This is a genomic window from Burkholderia sp. FERM BP-3421, assembly GCF_028657905.1.
GTDB lineage: Bacteria > Pseudomonadota > Gammaproteobacteria > Burkholderiales > Burkholderiaceae > Burkholderia.
In genome coordinates, this window is sequence record NZ_CP117781.1 from 1,073,039 (window position 1) to 1,090,270 (window position 17,232).

Consider the following 17,232-nt stretch of genomic DNA (forward strand, 5'->3'; position numbering starts at 1 on the left):
AATCCGCGCGGGAGCGGGCCCGCGCACCCCACTGAAACGAGGCGACGATGAATCACGAAGTGATAGTGACCTGCGCGGTGACCGGCGCGGGCGATACGGTCGGCAGGCATCCGGCGGTTCCGGTGACGCCGCAGCAGATCGCGGCGGCCGCGATCGAGGCGGCGAAGGCGGGCGCGACGGTCGCGCACTGCCACGTGCGCGACCCGCAGACCGGGCGCGGCAGCCGCGATCCGCGGCTGTACCGCGAGGTGGTCGACCGGATCCGCTCGGCCGACATCGACGTGATCATCAACCTGACGGCCGGCATGGGCGGCGACCTCGAAATCGGCGCGGGCGAGGAGCCGATGCGTTTCGGCCGGGGCACCGACCTCGTCGGCGGGCTCACGCGCCTCGCGCATGTCGAGGAACTGCTGCCCGAGATCTGTACGCTCGACTGCGGCACGCTGAATTTCGGCGACGGCGACTCCATCTACGTATCGACGCCCGCGCAGCTGCGCGCCGGCGCGAAGCGCATCCAGGAACTCGGCGTGAAGCCGGAGCTGGAAATCTTCGACACGGGCCATCTGTGGTTCGCGAAGCAGCTGCTGAAGGAAGGGCTGCTCGACGATCCGCCGCTGTTCCAGCTCTGCCTCGGCATCCCGTGGGGCGCGCCGGCCGATACGGGCACGATGAAGGCGATGGTCGACAACCTGCCGGCCGGCGCGCACTGGGCGGGCTTCGGCATCGGCCGCATGCAGATGCCGATGGTCGCGCAGGCGATGCTGCTCGGCGGCCACGTGCGCGTCGGCCTCGAAGACAACCTGTGGCTCGATCGCGGCGTGCCCGCGAGCAACGGCACGCTCGTCGAGCGCGCGCGCGAAATCGTCGAGCGGCTCGGCGGCCGCGTGCTGACGCCGGCCGAAGGCCGGCGCACGCTCGGCTTGCCGGCGCGCGGCGCGCGCCCGCTCGAACGCCGCGCGCTCACCGAATTCGCGTGAACGCGCCCCGCTGCCTCACCCGCTGCAATACGTCGGCGGCGCGCATGGGCGTCCGCCGTTCGATTCCCCCGATTTGAAGGATGCACTGACATGGCAGTGAAGACCGACATCAAGACGTTCGCCGCCATCGGCGCCGGCGTGATCGGCAGCGGGTGGGTTGCCCGCGCGCTCGCGCACGGTCTCGACGTGGTGGTCTGGGATCCCGCGCCGGGCGCGGAGCAGCAGCTGCGCGCGAACGTCGCGAACGCGTGGCCCGCGCTGGCGCGTGTCGGCCTCGCGCCGGGCGCCGATCCCGCGCGGCTGCGTTTCGTGTCGACGATCGAGGCGTGCGTCGCCGATGCCGATTTCATCCAGGAGAGCGCGCCCGAGCGCGAGACGCTGAAGCGCGAACTGCACGAGCAGATCAGCCGCGCGGCGAAGCCCGACGCGATCATCGCGTCGTCGACGTCGGGGCTGCTGCCGACCGACTTCTACGCGCGCGCGACGCATCCGGAGCGCTGCCTCGTCGGGCACCCGTTCAATCCGGTGTACCTGCTGCCGCTGGTCGAGGTGCTCGGCGGCGAACACACCGCGCTGGAAGCGGTCGAGGCCGCGATGGCGATCTATCGGCGGCTCGGCATGCGGCCGCTGCGCGTGCGCAAGGAAGTGCCGGGCTTCATCGCGGACCGCCTGCTCGAAGCGCTGTGGCGCGAGGCGCTGCACCTCGTCAACGACGGCGTCGCCACCACCGGCGAGATCGACGATGCGATCCGCTTCGGCGCGGGCATCCGCTGGTCGTTCATGGGCACCTTCCTGACCTACACGCTCGCGGGCGGCGAGGCCGGCATGCGACACTTCATGCGGCAGTTCGGGCCGGCGCTCGAACTGCCGTGGACCCGGCTCGCCGCGCCGCCGCTGAGCGACGCGCTGATCGATCGGGTGGTGGAGGGCACCGCCGCGCAGCAGGGCGGCCACAGCATCAAGGCGCTCGAACGCTATCGCGACGAGTGCATCACCGAGGTGCTCGCGACGATCGCCGCCGTGAAGGCGCGTCACGGCATCCATGACGAGACCTGACCGACGGGGACGACGATGCTGACCTTGCACGAGGACGTGGTGCGCGATGAATGGGTCGACTACAACGGCCACCTGCGCGACGCCTATTACCTGCTGATCTTCAGCTTCGCGACCGACGCGCTGCTCGACCGGATCGGTCTCGACGACGCGGCGCGCCGCGCGCGCGGCCGCTCCGTGTACACGCTGGAGGTGCACCTTAACTACCTGCGCGAGGTCAAGGCCGGGGCGCGCGTGCGGGTCGACGCGCGGGTGCTCGCGCACGACGCGAAGCGGGTCCACCTGTACCTGGAGATGTTCGCGGCGGGCGTTGACGGCGCGGTGGCGGCGAGCGAGCAGATGCTGCTGCACGTCGACACGCTTGGGCCGGCCTCCACGCCGTTCGATCCGGACATCGCCGAGCGGGTGGCCGCACTCGCGGCGCAGCGGCACGATGCGCCCGCTTGCGCGGGCCGCGTGATCGGCTTGCCGGCGCGGCGCGGATGACGTCGAGCGCGTGCGGCGCGCCGCTGCTCGACGCCGCGCTCGACGCCTTCGTCGCGCGCGTCGCGGCCTGCTATCCGGCCGACGCCGCCGAGCGCTCGCCGGCCGAGCAGCGCCGCCTGTACGAACGATTCGCCGCGCGGCTCGCGCCGAGCCTGCCCGCGGGCGTGCAGATCGACGACGCGGTGTACGCGGCGCGCGCCGGGCATGCGCTCGCGATGCGGCGCTATCGCCCGCGCGGGCGCGCGGCGCGCGGCACCGTGCTGTTTTTCCACGGCGGCGGTTTCGTGGTCGGCTCGCTCGACAGCCACCACGCGATCGCCGCGCGGCTCGCGGCGGATACCGGCCTCGACGTGATCGCGGTCGACTACCGGCTCGCGCCCGAACACCGTGCGCCGGCCGCGCGCGACGACTGTCTTGAGGTGACCGTGGCCGCGTTGCACGGCCGGCTGCCGTTCGGCGTCGGCGCCGCGCCGCTGATGCTCGCGGGCGACAGCGCGGGCGGCACGCTGGCCGCGTGCGTGGCGGCGGCGCTGCGCGACGCGGGGCAGGGCGGCGTTGCCGCGCTCGCGCTCGTCTACCCGCTGCTGGGCTATGCGCCGCGCCTGCCCGCCGCGCGGACCGAGGCGCAGGCGCCGCTGCTGACGCTCGCCGACGTGCACGCCTGCCGGCGGGCGTATTGGGGCGGCGCGCCGCCGCCGCCGAATACCGTGCCGCTCGACGCGGCCCGCTTCGATGGCTTGCCGCCGACCCTCGCGATCGGCGCACAGCACGATCCGCTGCGCGACGACGCGCGCGCCTACGTCGAGCGGATCGAGGCGGCGGGCGGCCGTGCCCGCTTCATGCTCGGCGCGGGGCTGGTGCACGGCTGTTGGCGCGCGCTCGATACGAGCGCGCGGGTGGCCGCGATGCACCACGCGGTCTGCGAATTTCTGCTGGAACAGCGGGGCTGAGCGCGCGGGCGGCGCGGTCGAGGCGAGCCTCGAATTGTGTGCAGCGCTGAATTTTGTGTTGTCTTATGATTGCGGTCTCACACTTTCACGCTCACGAGGCGGAACGAGATGACCCCCCACAGCAACCCGCTGTTGCAAGACTGGCACACGCCTTATCAACTCCCTCCGTTCCAGCAGGTCGAGCCCGCGCACTACGCACCGGCCATCGCCGTGCTGAGCGCCGAGCATCTGGCCGAGATCGACGCGCTGGCCGCGCAATCCGAAGCGCCGAGCTTCGAGAACACGGTGGCCGCGTTCGACGCGACGGGCCTGCGGCTCAATCGCGCGCTCTACCTGTTCTACAACCAGTGCGCGTCGCAATCGCCGCCCGCATTGCAGGCGGTCGAGCGCGAGATGGCGCCGGTGGTCGCCGCGCATACGAGCCGGGTGCAGATGCACGCGGGGTTCTTCGCGCGGCTCGATGCGCTGCACGAGCGCGCGGCCGAACTGGAGCTCAACGAGGAGCAGCAGCAATTGCTGCGGCGCGTGCATACCGACTTCGTGCGGGCCGGCGCGCGCCTGGAGGGCGCCGAACGCGTGCGCTTCGCGGAGATCGTCGCGCGGCTGGCGGAACTGCAGACGCAGTTCGCGCAGAACGTGCTGGCCGACGAGACCGAGTATCAATTGAAGCTCGAAGGCGAGGCCGATCTGGCGGGCCTGCCGTCGTTCCTGCGGCAGGCGGCGCAGAGCGCGGCGCGCGAACGCGGCGTGGACGGCTGCGTGATCACGCTGTCGCGTTCGCTGGTCGAGCCGTTCCTGACCTGGTCGACCCGGCGCGACCTGCGCGAGCAGGTGTGGCGCGCCTGGAGCGGCCGCGGCGAGAGCGCCGCGCGCGACAACCGGCCGATCGCCCGCCAGATCCTCGTGCTGCGGCAGGAGCAGGCGCGCCTGCTCGGTTATGCGACGTTTGCCGATTACGCGCTGGCCGACCGCATGGCCGGCACGCCGGCCGCCGTGCATGCGCTGCTCGATCAGGTGTGGGAGCCGGCGAAGGCGAGCGCCGCGCGCGAACGTCAGGCGCTGGTCGAACAGGCCGCGGCGCTGGGCGAGCCGACCGACATCGCGCCGTGGGACTGGCATCACCTGGCCGAGAAGGTCCGGGTCGCGCGCTATGCGCTCGACGATGCGGAGGTGAAGCCGTATTTCAGCCTCGAGGCGATGTTGAACGCGATGTTCGATTGCGCGCACCGCCTGTTCGGCGTGCGTTTCGTCGAGCAGAAGGGCGTGCCGCTCTACCATCCGGACGTGCGGCTGTGGGAAGTGCGGCGCGGCGACGCACTGGTCGGCCTGTTCCTCGGCGACAACTACGCGCGGCCGAACAAGCAGGGCGGCGCGTGGATGAGCGACTACCGCGAGCAGCGTCGCAACGGCGGCGTCACGGTGCCGATCATCGTCAACAACAACAACTTCGCGCGCGGCGGCGACGGGCCGACGCTGCTGAGCTTCGACGACGTGCGTACGCTGTTCCACGAGTTCGGTCACGGCCTGCACGGGCTGCTGTCGAACGTGACGTACCGGCTGCTGGCCGGCACGGCCGTGCCGCAGGATTACGTCGAACTGCCGTCGCAGCTGATGGAGAACTGGGCGACCGTGCCCGAGGTGCTGGCGCGTCACGCGCGGCACGTGACGACGGGCGAGCCGATCCCGGCGGCGCTGATCGAACGGATCCGCGCATCGCAGTTGTTCAACCAGGGTTTCTCGACGGTCGCCTATACGTCCTCGACGCTGATCGATCTCGCGCTGCACCAGCATCCGGATCCGGCGAACCTCGATCTCGCCGCGTTCGAGGCGGCGGAGTATGCGCGGCTCGGCGTGCCGCGCGAGATCGGCATGCGGCACCGGCTGCCGCATTTCGGCCACATGTTCGGCGGCGCGCATTACGCGGCGGGCTACTACGTTTACATGTGGGCGGAGGTGCTGGAGGCGGAAGCGTTCGCTGCGTTCGAGGAGGCGGGCGACGCATTCGATCCGACGCTCGCGGACAAGCTGCATCGCTACGTCTACAGCGCGGGCAACAGCCGCGAGCAGCGCGCGGCTTTCCGCGCGTTCCGGGGCCGCGATCCGCAGGCCGCGCCGATGCTGCGCAAGCGGGGGTTGTTGGCGAGGTGAGGCTGTGGCGGGGAGGGGAAGGCGGGCGCCTCTGAGCCGCGATAGGCGTCCCGGACGCAAATCGGAGCGTGTGCTTCGGCGGCCATTTCCCCGATCCGATCGGACCGATTACCCTGGCCGGTCGAGCGAGTCGCGGTGGCGTTCGAACATGGCGAATGGGCGATGAAGGGTTCAAAGGACAAACGACGCGTCCCGGGGCGGGCCCGGGACGCGCGCAGGGAAGCGCCGGCCGTCGCCCGGCCGGCGCGGCGTCAGTGCGTGCGATCGCGCAGCGTCTTCGCCGCGGCCACCATGTTGGTCAGCGCCGGGATCACCTCGGCCCACTGGCGGGTCTTCAGGCCGCAGTCCGGATTCACCCACAGGCGCTCGGCGGGAATCCGCTCGGCCGCCTTGCGCATCAGGCCGACGATGTGCTCCTGGGTCGGGATGTTCGGCGAGTGGATGTCGTACACGCCCGGCCCGATCTCGTTCGGATACTTGAAGTGGTCGAACGCGTCGAGCAGCTCCATGTCGGAACGCGACGTCTCGATCGTGATCACGTCGGCATCCATGTCGGCGATCGACGCGATGATGTCGTTGAACTCCGAATAGCACATGTGGGTGTGGATCTGCGTCTCGTCACGCACGCCGTTCGCGGTGATGCGGAACGATTCGACCGCCCAGCCCAGATACTCGGCCCACTGCGCGCGGCGCAGCGGCAGCCCTTCGCGCAGCGCGGCCTCGTCGATCTGGATCACGCGCACGCCGGCCTTTTCCAGGTCGAGCACTTCCTCGCGGATCGCGAGCGCGAGCTGCAGGCACGACGCCGAGCGCGGCTGGTCGTCGCGCACGAACGACCAGTTCAGGATCGTCACGGGGCCGGTCAGCATGCCCTTCATCGGTTTGCTGGTCAGCGACTGCGCGTAGGTGATCCACTCGACCGTCATCGCCTTCGGGCGGCTGATGTCGCCGAACAGGATCGGCGGCTTCACGCAGCGCGAACCGTAGGACTGCACCCAGCCGAACTGGCTGAACGCGTAGCCGTCCAGCTGCTCGCCGAAGTACTCGACCATGTCGTTGCGCTCCGCTTCGCCGTGCACCAGCACGTCGAGGCCCAGCTGTTCCTGTTCGCGCACGCTGCGCGCGATCTCGGCGCGCATCGCGGCCTGGTAGCCGTCGATGCCGAGCGCGCCGCCCTTGAACTGGCTGCGCGCCTGGCGGATCTCGCCCGTCTGCGGGAACGAGCCGATCGTGGTGGTCGGGAACGCGGGCAGCTTCAGCAGCGCGGCCTGCTTCGGCGCGCGCAGCGCATAGGCGCTGGCGCGCTTGCCGAGCTGGGCGTCGAGGCGGGCGACCGCCGCCTTCACGGTCGGATTGTTCACGCGCGGCGAGGCGCGGCGGGCGCGGATCGCGGCCGCGTTGGCGTCGAGCGCGGCCGCGACGGATGCGCGGTCGCCGTTCAGCGCGGCGGCCAGCACCTTCAGTTCGTCGAGCTTCTGCAGCGCGAACGCGAGCCACGAGCGCACCTCGGCGTCGAGCTTCTCTTCACTGCCGAGATCGACCGGCACGTGCAGCAGCGAGCATGACGGTGCGATCCACAGGCGCTCGCCGAGCTGCTTCGCGAGCGGTGCGAGCCATTCGAGCGTCGCGTTCAGGTCGCTCTTCCAGATGTTGCGGCCGTTGATCGCGCCGACCGACAGGACGCGCGGCGCGGGCAGCAGGCCGGCCGCCTTCCCGGCTTCGGCGCGGGCGTTGATCGCGTCGATGTGCAGGCCGTCGACGGGCAGCGCGCAGGCCAGCGCCAGATTGTCGAGCAGCTGGCCGAAGTAGGTGGCGAGCAGCAGCTTCACCTTGCGCGTCTTGAGCGCCTCATAGGCGGTGACGAAGGCCTGCTGCCAGGCGGCGTCGAGTTCCGTCACGAGCGTCGGCTCGTCGATCTGCACCCATTCGACGCCTTCGCGGGCCAGCGTGTCGAGCAGCGCCTGATAGGCGGGCAACAGGCGCGGCAGCAGCGCGAGCTTGTCGGAGTCGTCCTTGGCCTTGCCGAGCCACAGGTAGCTGACCGGCCCGATGATCACGGGCTTGGCCTTCACGCCCTGCGCGCGGGCCTCGGCGAGCTGCTCGACGAGGCGCGACGCGTCGAGCGTGAAGGTCGTGCCGGCCGCGAACTCGGGGACGATGTAGTGATAGTTGGTGTCGAACCACTTCGTCATCTCGCCCGCCGCGACGCCGCCGCAGCATGCGGCGTGTTCCTCGGCCGATTGCGCCGAGCGACCGCGCGCGACCCGGAAATAGTTGTCGAGCGCATCGCCGTGGAAGCCCTGCACGCGTTCCGGCAGGTTGCCGAGCGTGAAGCTCATGTCGAGCACCTGATCGTAGAACGCGAAGTCGCCGACCGGCGCGAGATCCAGGTCGCGCTGGTTGTGCCAGTGCAGCTGGCGCAGCTGTGCGCCGAGCGCCTTCAGCTCGTCGCGCGACGCTTCGTCTTTCCAGTAGCGTTCGAGACCGAACTTGAGTTCGCGTTTTGCGCCGATGCGCGGGAAACCGAGATTGTGAGTCGTGACCATGAGCGCTGTCGTCCGATGAGAAAGCGTGGAGTGAGTGAAAGCCTGAGGCGATGATAGGGTTTCGCGCTCATGAAGAAAAATGGCATTATTTCATTGTTCGATTATTTTTATTCATGGGTTGCTTGCCCGGGGTTCCACCATGCTTGAACGCATCCATCTCGTCATCATTCGCGAAGTCGCGCGCCAGGGTTCGCTGACCGCGGCCGCGAACGCGCTGCACCTGACCCAGTCGGCGCTCAGTCATACGGTGAAGAAGCTCGAGCAGCAGCTGGGCGTGCTGGTCTGGGATCGCGACGGCCGCAGCCTGCGGCCGACCCAGGCGGGGCAGTACCTGCTGTCGCTCGCCGAGCGGCTGCTGCCGCAGTTCGAGCACGCGGAGGCGCGCATGAAGCAGTACGCGGACGGCGAGCGCGGCACGCTGAGGATCGGCATGGAGTGCCATCCGTGCTACCAGTGGCTGCTCAAGGTCGTGTCGCCGTACCTGGCGCGCTGGCCGGATGTCGACGTCGATGTGAAGCAGCGCTTCCAGTTCGGCGGGATCGGCGCGCTGTTCGGCTACGACATCGACGTGCTCGTCACGCCCGATCCGCTCGCTCGGCCGGGGCTGCGTTTCGAGCCGGTGTTCGACTACGAGCAGGTGCTGGTCGTGGCGGAGCGGCATCCGCTCGCGGAGGTGCGCTACGTGAAGCCCGAGCAGCTGGTCGACGAGATTCTGATCACCTATCCGGTCGACACGGACCGGCTCGACATCTACAACTATTTCCTGCGTCCGGCGGGCGTCGTGCCGCGCCGGCACAAGACCATCGAGACCACCGACATCATGTTGCAGATGGTCGAGAGCGGCCGGGGCGTGGCCGCGCTGCCGCGCTGGCTCGCCGAGGAATATGCGGACCGGATGGCGGTGGTGCCGGTGAAGCTCGGCAAGGCGGGCATCGCGAAGCAGATTTTCCTCGGCACGCGCGATGCGGACGAGGCGGTGGATTACCTGCGGTCGTTCGTCGAGTTCGCGAAGGCGTCGAACTGGCGGGCGCCGCGCGTGCGGCGCTGAGGGCGCGCGCCGGGCGCGCGGCGTGTCGAGCGCGCCGCCCGGGTCAGCGCGCGGCGTTCGACGTCGTGACGGCGCGCGCGTCATGTCAACCGGGCGCGCGAAGGGGCGCTGGAGCCTGGATTCGCGCCGCGGGCCGCGAACAGCCCGCCGCTGCAGGCGGCGTATGCGCCGCAAACGGATGCCGATGCGGCGCATGCGCCCGTCGTCGCGGATGATCCTGTCCGCGCCGATTCCACGCCCTCCGCCTTGCCATTGACATCGATCGGCCTTGCTTCTACCTTTCGCTGGCGCGGTCCGGGGGGATTCATCCGCCGCGCGTCCACGCTTCACCATAAATCCACGACCTGAGAGACCATTCCATGCGATCCCTGGCTTGTTCGCTGGCCTTGCTGCTGTGCATGTCCGCAGCGCACGCCGGCGCGACCCGCGAACTCCGCGACTACCTGATCCAGGACGTCTGCGTTGACGCCGACGACAACCCGATCGCAGGCGATCCCGCCAGTTGTCCCAGCCATCGCGACATGCGCGTGGGCGAGCGCTCGCCCTACCTGCTGACCGATTTCGATCACAACAGTGGCGCGGCCTACCAGTCGACCAACAGCATCCCGGTGCTGGGCGCGGACGGCACGACCAAGGTGCTGGTGATGAAGAACCTGCAGGGCGGCTTCGATTCGCGCTTCCGGTTCTCGTTTTCCGAGGTGCGCGACGGCTACGACCTGATCGATCTCGACAATTCGAGCTATGCGTCGTTCATCCGCACGTCGGACCCGGGCTGTCGCGACCAGATCTGGTCGCGCACGGGCGGCGCGGGCAGCATCGCCGAACGGGCGGGCGGCTGGATCCTGTTCCCGTTCCAGGGGCCGCCGTCGGGCTGGCCGCCGTCCTCGTCGATCTACCATCCGACGTACCACATCCAGGTCACGCAGCCCGCGCCCGCCGGATGCGGCGACGGCAACAGCACGGGCGTCACCTACTGGAACGGTCCGGGCGCCTACCAGTTCGAGTCGGGCAAGGTGATGACGGCGATCCGGTCGGACCATTTCGCGGCGACCACCCTGTCGCAGCGGAACAATGCGCTGGAGCGCTATTTCTTCACGAAGGAATACGGGATGACGCGCTGGGAAGCGTGGATTCCACGCAGCCGCTGCTACGCGGAGCGCGGCGCGCAGGATCCGTCCTGCCACCCGGAAACCGACAACGAACCGCTGCGCGCGCGCTGCAAGGTGCTCAACGTGTCGGGCACGGGGCATGCCGGCCTCGATCGATGGGGCGACCAGGACTGGGTTCGGGTCGATTGTCGCGACGCGAGCCGCTACGTGGCGCTCGATACGCCGCAGTACCTGCTCGACGACCAGATCGCGCGGCGTCAGGTGGTCGACCTCGACGCGCGCGGTTCGACGAACCCGCCGCTCGGCGCGTGGCATGCGAATTCGCCGGCGTACGGCCACGTGACCGGGCGCGCGAACGGGACCGGCTGGGAGATTCCGGCTACCGGGCAGTACTCGAATCTCAGCTATGGGCCTTATGTCCAGCAACTGCCGGCGGGGCGGTTGAATGCGACGTTCCTGCTCAAGGTCGACGTGACCGCCGCGCACAACGACGACATCGCGGATCTCGACGTGTATCGCTGGTCGACGAATACGGTGTTCGCGAAACGCAAGCTGATGCGCGCGGATTTCAACGATGCGAACACGGTGCAGGCGTTCATCGTGCCGTTCGATTACGACGGGCAGGGGGCGCTGGAATTCCGTGTGCACGTGTATGGACATTCCTATGTCTATCACGCGGGGTCGCTGGTCGGGTATTGAGCGGAAGGCGGGCGGGCTTGGCGCCGGCGTCGCGCCGCGCGTCCGGCAGGCGGTGCGGCGTGGATGCGATACGTCGGGCTCGCGTAGCGGTGGGCCGGGGGCGGCGCGATGCTGGGCATGGGGCTGCTCTGTTGGTGTCCGCTTCGTGCCGGCCGCGCGAGGTGGGGAGGGCTCGCCGGGCGTTGCGTCGTCGCGTATTGGCGAACCTGGTCCGGCGCGATGCCGGGCAAGGGCGGTCGCCCGGCGCGGATGGCTCGCCGTGATTGCGCCGTGTTCGCGTATCGTCGGACCCGGTTCGGCGCGGTGCCGGGAACGCGGCGGCCCGGCCTGCGCCCGCTTCGCGCCGGCCTTGTGCGACGCGGATTGCGCGGCGCTTGCCGCCCGCTTGACGGCGCGGGTTCCCGCGCGCGCCACCGCATCCGGCGGTGGCGGGAGCCGTCGTCGCGACGCGCCGCGCAACCCGCCGGATCCTCGTCGCTCGCACGCCGAAACCCCCCCGCCCGACGCGCCGTTACCCGGAATCTCGGCCGAGCGCCCGCCGGAGTGTAAACTGCTGCCTTTTTTATCGACGCACGCAGCATGTTGCAACCACCACGGCGCGGCGCGCCGGGCGGTCCGGCACTGATTCGTCTGCTGGCTCGTCTGGCGGATCTGGAAGTGTCCGCACCCGGACAGTCGCTGTCCGACCAGTTGAGCCGCTGGCTGAGCTGGACCGACGCCATCACGCTGTCCTCCGCCCTGAACCTGGGTACGCCCACGGGATCCGGCCCGGCCCCCGCCCACGACGAGGCGGGCCGGGAGTGCGCGCGCGTGCGCGCCGCGCTCGCGAAGTCGATCGACGGCGTCGCCGCGTTCGGCGCCGGGCGCGGCGGCGGCGCGCCGCCCGCGCCGCCCGTCGCGCCGAAGGACGCTGCGCTCGATTTCGCGGTGCTGCGCCAGGACTACCAGTTCATCCAGCAATCGATGCAGACCGAAATCGGCCTGCTGCGCGCGCGGCTGCGCCGCGCGATGACGGCCTCGACGCCCGAACTCGCCCGCCTCGCGGTGCTGGACGCCACCTTCGAGCAGGCGCTCGACGCGCGCGAGCGCAGCCTGCTGGGCGCGGTGCCGACGCTGCTCGGCGCGCGTTTCGAGCAGTTGCGCCGTGCGGATGCGCGGGCGGGCGAGCCCGCGCCGGACGCCTCGACCTCGGGCGCCTGGCTCGGTCTGTTCCGTCAGGACATGCGCGGCCTGCTGCTCGCCGAACTCGATATTCGTTTTCAACCGGTCGAGGGGCTGCTCGCGGCGCTTCGCACCAGCCAACCACCGGGACGCCATGTCCAGATCTCACCTTAATCCCGTTGTTTTCCTGGCCGGGCTGGCCGCTGTCTGCTGGGTCGGCGCGGGGTATCTCGCCGCCAATCCGCTCGCGCTCGCATTCACGCTGCTGGTCGGCGCGTGCTATGTCGCGGGGGCGCTCGAACTGCGGCGCTATCAACAGACGACGGTCGCGCTCGCGGCCGCCGTCGATGGTCTCACCGAGCCGCCGCCGAGCCTCGCGCCGTGGCTCGACCAGCTGCCGGCGGGGCTGCGCGGCGTGGTGCGCCTGCGCATCGACGGCGAGCGCGCCGCGCTGCCCGGGCCGGCGCTCACGCCGTACCTGGTCGGCCTGCTGGTGCTGCTCGGCATGCTGGGCACGCTGCTCGGGATGGTCGCGACGCTCAAGGGCACGGGCGCCGCGCTGGAAAGCGCGGCCGATCTGCAGGCGATCCGTGCGTCGCTGGCGAGCCCGGTCAAGGGCCTGGGGTTCGCGTTCGGCACGTCGATCGCGGGTGTCGCAACTTCGGCGATGCTCGGCCTGCTGTCCGCGCTGTGCCGCCGCGAGCGTGCGCAGGTGGGGCAGCGGCTCGATGCGGCGCTCGCAACGACGTTGAGAATTCATTCGCACGCGCATCAGCGCGACGAAACCGCGCGCCTGCTGCAACGTCAGGCGGAGGCGCTGCCGTTGCTGGCCGAGCGGATGCAGGCGATGGTGACGGCGCTCGAACAGCACGGCCGCGCCGACGCCGAGCGTCAGCTCGCGAATCAGCAGGCATTCCTCGGCCGCACGGAGACGGCGTATGCGCAGCTGGCCGCGTCGGTCGGCCAGTCGCTGCGCGACAGCGCGACCGACAGCGCCCACGCCGTGGGCGGCGCGCTGCAACCGCTGATGGAAGCGACGCTGGCGGGCCTGGCGCGCGAGACGGGGGCGTTGCACGACAGCGTGTCGCGCGCGGTGGAGCGGCAGCTGGAGCAGGTATCGAACGGCTTCACGGCGACGGCCGCGCAGGTGTCCGGGATCTGGACCGACGCGCTCGCGCGGCAGCAGCGCGAGCAGGAAGCGCTGGTGCGCGAGCTGCGCGATGAACTCGCGAAGGCGAACGCCGGCGTCGCGCAGCGCTCGGCGGCCTTGCTCGACGGCATGAGCGCGCGTGCGGACGAAGCGGGCGAACGCACCGCGGCCGCGTGGCGCGACGCGCTCACGGGGCAGGCGGAGGCGAATGCGCAATTGGCGGAGCGCAATCAGCAGGCGCTCGAACGCGCGGCGACAGGCTTCGAGACGCGCGCGGCGGTATTGCTGGCGGGGCTGGGCGAGGCGCTGGACCGTCAGGCGCAGGTCAACGAACAGTTGGCGACGCATAACCGTCAGGCGCTCGATACGGCGTCGAGCGGCTTCGAACGACAGGCGGCGACCTTGCTGAGCGGGCTGAGCGGGGCGCACGCGGGATTGCAGGCCGAGCTGGCGGCGCGCGACGAGGCGCGGCTCGCGGCGTGGCGCGACGCGCTCGGCGCGGTGGCGGCGACGCTCGAGGCGAACTGGACGCGTGCGGGCGAGCAGGCGGAGTCCCGCCAGCACGTCATTTGCGAAACCTTGGCGCGGACGGCGGGCGAGCTGTCCGAGCAGGCCCGGGCGCAGGCGCGCGACACGCTGGCGGAGTTGGCCGGTCTCGCGCGCGAGACGTCGGCGGCGCCGCGCGCGGCGGCCGATATGGTCGCGCAGCTGGCGCGCACGGCCGAGACGGTCGAGCAGCGCTCGACTGCGTTGCTCGACGGCGTCGCGACGCACCTCGATACGGCTGCGGCGAATGTCGCGGGCGCGTGGCGCGAGGCGCTCGATCGCCAGGCCGAGGTCAACGCGCAGTTGGCGACGCATAACACGCAGGCGCTGGAGGCGGCGTCGAACGGTTTCGAGCAGCAGGCATCGGCGCTGCTGGGCGGGTTGGGCGAGGCGCTCGATCGTCAGGCGCAGGTCAACGAACAATTGGCGACGCACAACCAGCAGGCACTGGAAACGGCGTCGAGCGGCTTCGAACGACAGGCGGCGGCATTGCTGAGCGGCCTGGGCGATACGCTGAGCCGGCAGACGCAGGCCAACGAGCAGTCGGCCGCGCACCACAAGCAGGCACTGGAGGCGGTGTCGAGCGGTTTCGAGCAGCAGGCATCAGCGCTGCTGGGCGGGTTGGGCGAGGCGCTCGATCGTCAGGCGCAGGTCAACGAACAGCTGGCGACGCACAACCAGCAGGCGCTGGAAACGGCGTCGAGCGGCTTCGAACGACAGGCGGCGGCATTGCTGGACGGCCTGGGCGATACGCTGAGCCGGCAGACGCAGGCCAACGAGCAGTCGGCCGCGCACCACAAGGAGGCGCTGGAGGCGGTGTCGAGCGGCTTCGAGCAGCAGGCATCAGCGCTCCTGGGCGGGTTGGGCGAGGCGCTCGATCGTCAGGCGCAGGTCAACGAACAACTGGCGACGCACAACCAGCAGGCGCTGGAAACGGCGTCGAGCGGCTTCGAACGACAGGCGGCGGCATTGCTGGACGGCCTGGGCAACGCGCACGCGGCGGTGCGCGCCGAGCTGGTCGCGCGCGACGACGCGCGGCTCGCGGTCTGGCGCGAGTCGCTCGGCGCGGTGGCGGCGACGCTCGACGAACAGTGGACGCGGACGGGCGAGGCCGCGGCGCATCGCCAGCAGGCGATCTGCGACGCGCTCGCGCGCGCCGCCGAGGCGATCTCCGCGCAGACGCACGCGCATGCGCGCGACACGATCGCGGAACTGGGCCAGCTGGTGCAGGCCGCATCGGAAGCGCCGCGCGTGGCGGCCGAGGTGGTCGCGGAAATGCGCCAGAAGCTGTCCGACAGCATGGTGCGCGACACCGCGATGCTGGAGGAGCGCAGCCGCCTGCTCGCGACGCTCGAAACGCTGCTGGGCGCGGTGAATCATGCATCCACCGAACAGCGCGCGGCCATCGACGCGCTCGTCTCGACCTCGTCGGATCTGCTCGCGCGCGTCGGGTCGCGCTTCTCGGAGCAGGTCGACAACGGCGCGGGCCGCCTCGACGCGGTCGCCGCGCAGGTCACGGGCAGCGCCGCCGAGGTGGCGAGCCTGGGCGAGGCGTTCGGCGCGGCCGTGCAGGTGTTCGGCGAGGCCAACGGCCAACTGGTGACGCATCTCGAACGCGTCGAAAGCGCGCTCGACCGTTCGCTGACGCGCAGCGACGAACAACTCGCCTACTACGTGGCGCAGGCGCGCGAGGTGATCGACCTGAGCATGCTGTCGCAGAAGCAGATCGTCGAGGAACTGCAGCGCGCCGCGGCCGGCCGGGCGGCGCTTTCGGGGGCTGACGCGGCATGAGCGACGAAATCGACGGCGGCGTGGACGCCACCGCGCCGATCTGGGCCGCGTTCGGCGACCTGATGTCGGTGCTGCTGGGCGTGTTCGTGCTGATCCTGGTCGGGGTGATCGGTGTGCAGCAGGCGCTGTCGTCTCAGCTCGACGCGGAAGTCCGGCAGCGGCAGCAGGAGGCGCAGCGTCGCCAGAGCCTCGAACAGGCGCTCGCGGGCCCGCTCGCGGCGGGGCGCGTGACCTTCGTCAACGGGCGGATCGGCATCAGCGGCAGCGTGTTGTTCGCGCTGAACTCGGATCAGCTGCAACCCGCCGGCCGTGACTTGCTGAAGAGCCTCGCGGGTCCGCTCGCCGCCTATCTGAAGAATCGCGACGAGATCCTGATGGTGAGCGGCTTCGCCGACGACCAGCAGGTGCGCGCGGGCAACCGCCTGTTCGCGGATAACTGGGAGCTGTCCGCGAAGCGTGCGCTGACGGTGACCCGCGCGTTCATCGACGAAGGCGTGCCGGCTGCGTCGGTGTTCGCGGCGGCATTCGGTTCGGAGCAGCCGGTCAGCTCGAACGCGGACGACTCGGGGCGGGCGCTGAACCGGCGCGTCGAGATCGCGCCGGTGCCGCGGCCCGCGCCGGCCGTGAGCGGAGCGCGGCATGAGTGACGCGTGCGCGCGCGCCCACGCGCTGCTCGACGACTGGCGCGCGAGCGGCGCGGATCGGCTGGACCCGGCGCGGTTCCGTGCGCTCGAGGCATTGCTGCGGCGCGCGCAGGTGCTTCAGGGTGAAGCGCGCAGCGTGCTGGACGCGACCTTGTCCGGCTGGCTCGACGCCTATGCGGCGCGGGTCGCGCGCGCGGGGGCGTCGCGCGCCGAGGCGCGGCCGGCCGCCGCCGGGGCGGTCATGCCGGGGCCGCTCGCGGCGCTGGTCGATTACGTCGCGGCGCAGCCGCGCGCGGAGGGCATCGGCTTGCCCGCGCGCGCGCCCGCGGGCGGCGCGCGCGCGTTTCCGGAGCCGGCGCTGCTCGATTATTTCCGCGAGACCTGGTCGCGCGTCAGCACCGAGCGGCAGTTGCGGACGGCGCTCGACCAGGTGCCGAAGAATGCCGGCCCGCTCAATTCGAGCAGCCTCGTGCATCGCGCGCTGACGCAGATGCACGCGTTGTCGCCGGCCTATTTGCGGCAATTCCTGTCGTATGTGGATGCGCTGTCGTGGCTCGAACAAGCCACGGGCGAGCGTGCGCCGGCCGCCGACGAGCCGGCGGCGAAGCGCGGCGGTCGAGGCGGACGCGCCAGGTAGGCGCGTTCCGTGCGCGGCAGGGGACATCCGGTGCGCGAGGGTATTTCCGGGGGCTCGCGTTTGCTCGCTTGAGCGCGTCGCGTTTCTTGCGGGACGGTCGGTATGCATGCGCACGCGACCGCTCGCCGTCATTCGCACTTGCGCGCCGATTCTGAGCGTGGTGCCGTTGCGCACCGCAAACCGCAAACCGCAAACCGCAAACCGCAAACCGCAAACCGCAAACCGCAAACCGCAAACCGCCGCCGGTGCCAACCGGCGATTTGCGCTACAGTCGCCGCTCGGACGCG

Annotated in this window: 12 protein-coding genes; 11 read left to right on the forward strand and 1 reads right to left on the reverse strand. The window is 70.7% G+C overall.

The window, feature by feature from the left end:
- The first annotated feature begins 47 nt into the window (after positions 1-47).
- The 5 genes from Bsp3421_RS07765 to Bsp3421_RS07785 all read left to right on the forward strand — a co-directional run bounded on the left by Bsp3421_RS07765 (position 48) and on the right by Bsp3421_RS07785 (position 5,614).
- Entirely contained in the window at positions 48-977 is a 930-nt protein-coding gene (locus tag Bsp3421_RS07765) for a 3-keto-5-aminohexanoate cleavage protein (RefSeq protein WP_273997802.1), read from the forward strand.
- A gap of 90 nt (positions 978-1,067) precedes the next feature.
- A complete protein-coding gene (locus Bsp3421_RS07770) occupies positions 1,068-2,033 on the forward strand; it encodes an L-carnitine dehydrogenase (protein WP_273997803.1) in 966 nt (321 codons plus the stop codon).
- Between the two features lie 15 nt (positions 2,034-2,048).
- Positions 2,049-2,516, forward strand: a complete 468-nt coding sequence (locus Bsp3421_RS07775) for a thioesterase family protein (protein WP_273997804.1) — start codon at positions 2,049-2,051, stop codon at positions 2,514-2,516.
- Between the two features lie 23 nt (positions 2,517-2,539).
- On the forward strand, positions 2,540-3,466 hold the full coding sequence (locus tag Bsp3421_RS07780) for an alpha/beta hydrolase (RefSeq protein ID WP_273998310.1): 927 nt from the start codon (positions 2,540-2,542) through the stop codon (positions 3,464-3,466).
- Between the two features lie 108 nt (positions 3,467-3,574).
- On the forward strand, positions 3,575-5,614 hold the full coding sequence (locus Bsp3421_RS07785) for a M3 family metallopeptidase (RefSeq protein WP_273997805.1): 2,040 nt from the start codon (positions 3,575-3,577) through the stop codon (positions 5,612-5,614).
- A 251-nt stretch (positions 5,615-5,865) separates the two neighbouring features.
- Here the strand turns inward: Bsp3421_RS07785 and metE are convergent, their stop codons facing one another.
- Complete coding sequence (gene metE, locus Bsp3421_RS07790; protein WP_273997807.1) at positions 5,866-8,160, reverse strand: 5-methyltetrahydropteroyltriglutamate--homocysteine S-methyltransferase; 2,295 nt, start codon at positions 8,158-8,160, stop codon at positions 5,866-5,868.
- A gap of 139 nt (positions 8,161-8,299) precedes the next feature.
- Here metE and Bsp3421_RS07795 point away from each other — a divergent pair, with 139 nt between their 5' ends.
- From Bsp3421_RS07795 to Bsp3421_RS07820, 6 genes are all read left to right on the forward strand, one after another.
- Entirely contained in the window at positions 8,300-9,208 is a 909-nt protein-coding gene (locus tag Bsp3421_RS07795; protein WP_273997808.1) for a LysR family transcriptional regulator, read from the forward strand.
- Positions 9,209-9,567: 359 nt separating this feature from the next.
- A complete protein-coding gene (locus tag Bsp3421_RS07800) occupies positions 9,568-11,016 on the forward strand; it encodes a hypothetical protein (RefSeq protein WP_273997809.1) in 1,449 nt (482 codons plus the stop codon).
- Between the two features lie 579 nt (positions 11,017-11,595).
- A complete protein-coding gene (locus Bsp3421_RS07805; protein WP_273997810.1) occupies positions 11,596-12,351 on the forward strand; it encodes a DUF3348 domain-containing protein in 756 nt (251 codons plus the stop codon).
- Positions 12,332-15,664: a DUF802 domain-containing protein gene (locus tag Bsp3421_RS07810; protein WP_273997811.1), complete on the forward strand. Its 3,333-nt coding sequence runs from the start codon at positions 12,332-12,334 to the stop codon at positions 15,662-15,664. Before Bsp3421_RS07805 ends, Bsp3421_RS07810 begins: the two co-directional genes overlap by 20 nt.
- Positions 15,661-16,311 carry an OmpA family protein gene (locus Bsp3421_RS07815; RefSeq protein ID WP_273997812.1) on the forward strand — a complete coding sequence of 217 codons (651 nt, stop codon included), beginning with the start codon at positions 15,661-15,663 and terminating at the stop codon, positions 16,309-16,311. The genes Bsp3421_RS07810 and Bsp3421_RS07815 overlap by 4 nt, the downstream gene beginning before the upstream one ends.
- Positions 16,304-16,945, forward strand: a complete 642-nt coding sequence (locus tag Bsp3421_RS07820; protein WP_273997813.1) for a DUF2894 domain-containing protein — start codon at positions 16,304-16,306, stop codon at positions 16,943-16,945. The genes Bsp3421_RS07815 and Bsp3421_RS07820 overlap by 8 nt, the downstream gene beginning before the upstream one ends.
- Positions 16,946-17,232 lie beyond the last annotated feature (287 nt).

Bases quoted from the DNA above. Each gene is read 5' to 3' on its own strand.
- metE (WP_273997807.1), bottom strand. From the start codon at position 8,160: ATGGTCACGACTCACAATCTCGGTTTCCCGCGCATCGGCGCAAAACGC.
- Bsp3421_RS07820 (WP_273997813.1), top strand. From the start codon at position 16,304: ATGAGTGACGCGTGCGCGCGCGCCCACGCGCTGCTCGACGACTGGCGC.
- Bsp3421_RS07770 (WP_273997803.1), top strand. From the start codon at position 1,068: ATGGCAGTGAAGACCGACATCAAGACGTTCGCCGCCATCGGCGCCGGC.
- Bsp3421_RS07810 (WP_273997811.1), top strand. From the start codon at position 12,332: ATGTCCAGATCTCACCTTAATCCCGTTGTTTTCCTGGCCGGGCTGGCC.
- Bsp3421_RS07765 (WP_273997802.1), top strand. From the start codon at position 48: ATGAATCACGAAGTGATAGTGACCTGCGCGGTGACCGGCGCGGGCGAT.
- Bsp3421_RS07785 (WP_273997805.1), top strand. From the start codon at position 3,575: ATGACCCCCCACAGCAACCCGCTGTTGCAAGACTGGCACACGCCTTAT.
- Bsp3421_RS07775 (WP_273997804.1), top strand. From the start codon at position 2,049: ATGCTGACCTTGCACGAGGACGTGGTGCGCGATGAATGGGTCGACTAC.
- Bsp3421_RS07805 (WP_273997810.1), top strand. From the start codon at position 11,596: ATGTTGCAACCACCACGGCGCGGCGCGCCGGGCGGTCCGGCACTGATT.
- Bsp3421_RS07795 (WP_273997808.1), top strand. From the start codon at position 8,300: ATGCTTGAACGCATCCATCTCGTCATCATTCGCGAAGTCGCGCGCCAG.
- Bsp3421_RS07815 (WP_273997812.1), top strand. From the start codon at position 15,661: ATGAGCGACGAAATCGACGGCGGCGTGGACGCCACCGCGCCGATCTGG.
- Bsp3421_RS07800 (WP_273997809.1), top strand. From the start codon at position 9,568: ATGCGATCCCTGGCTTGTTCGCTGGCCTTGCTGCTGTGCATGTCCGCA.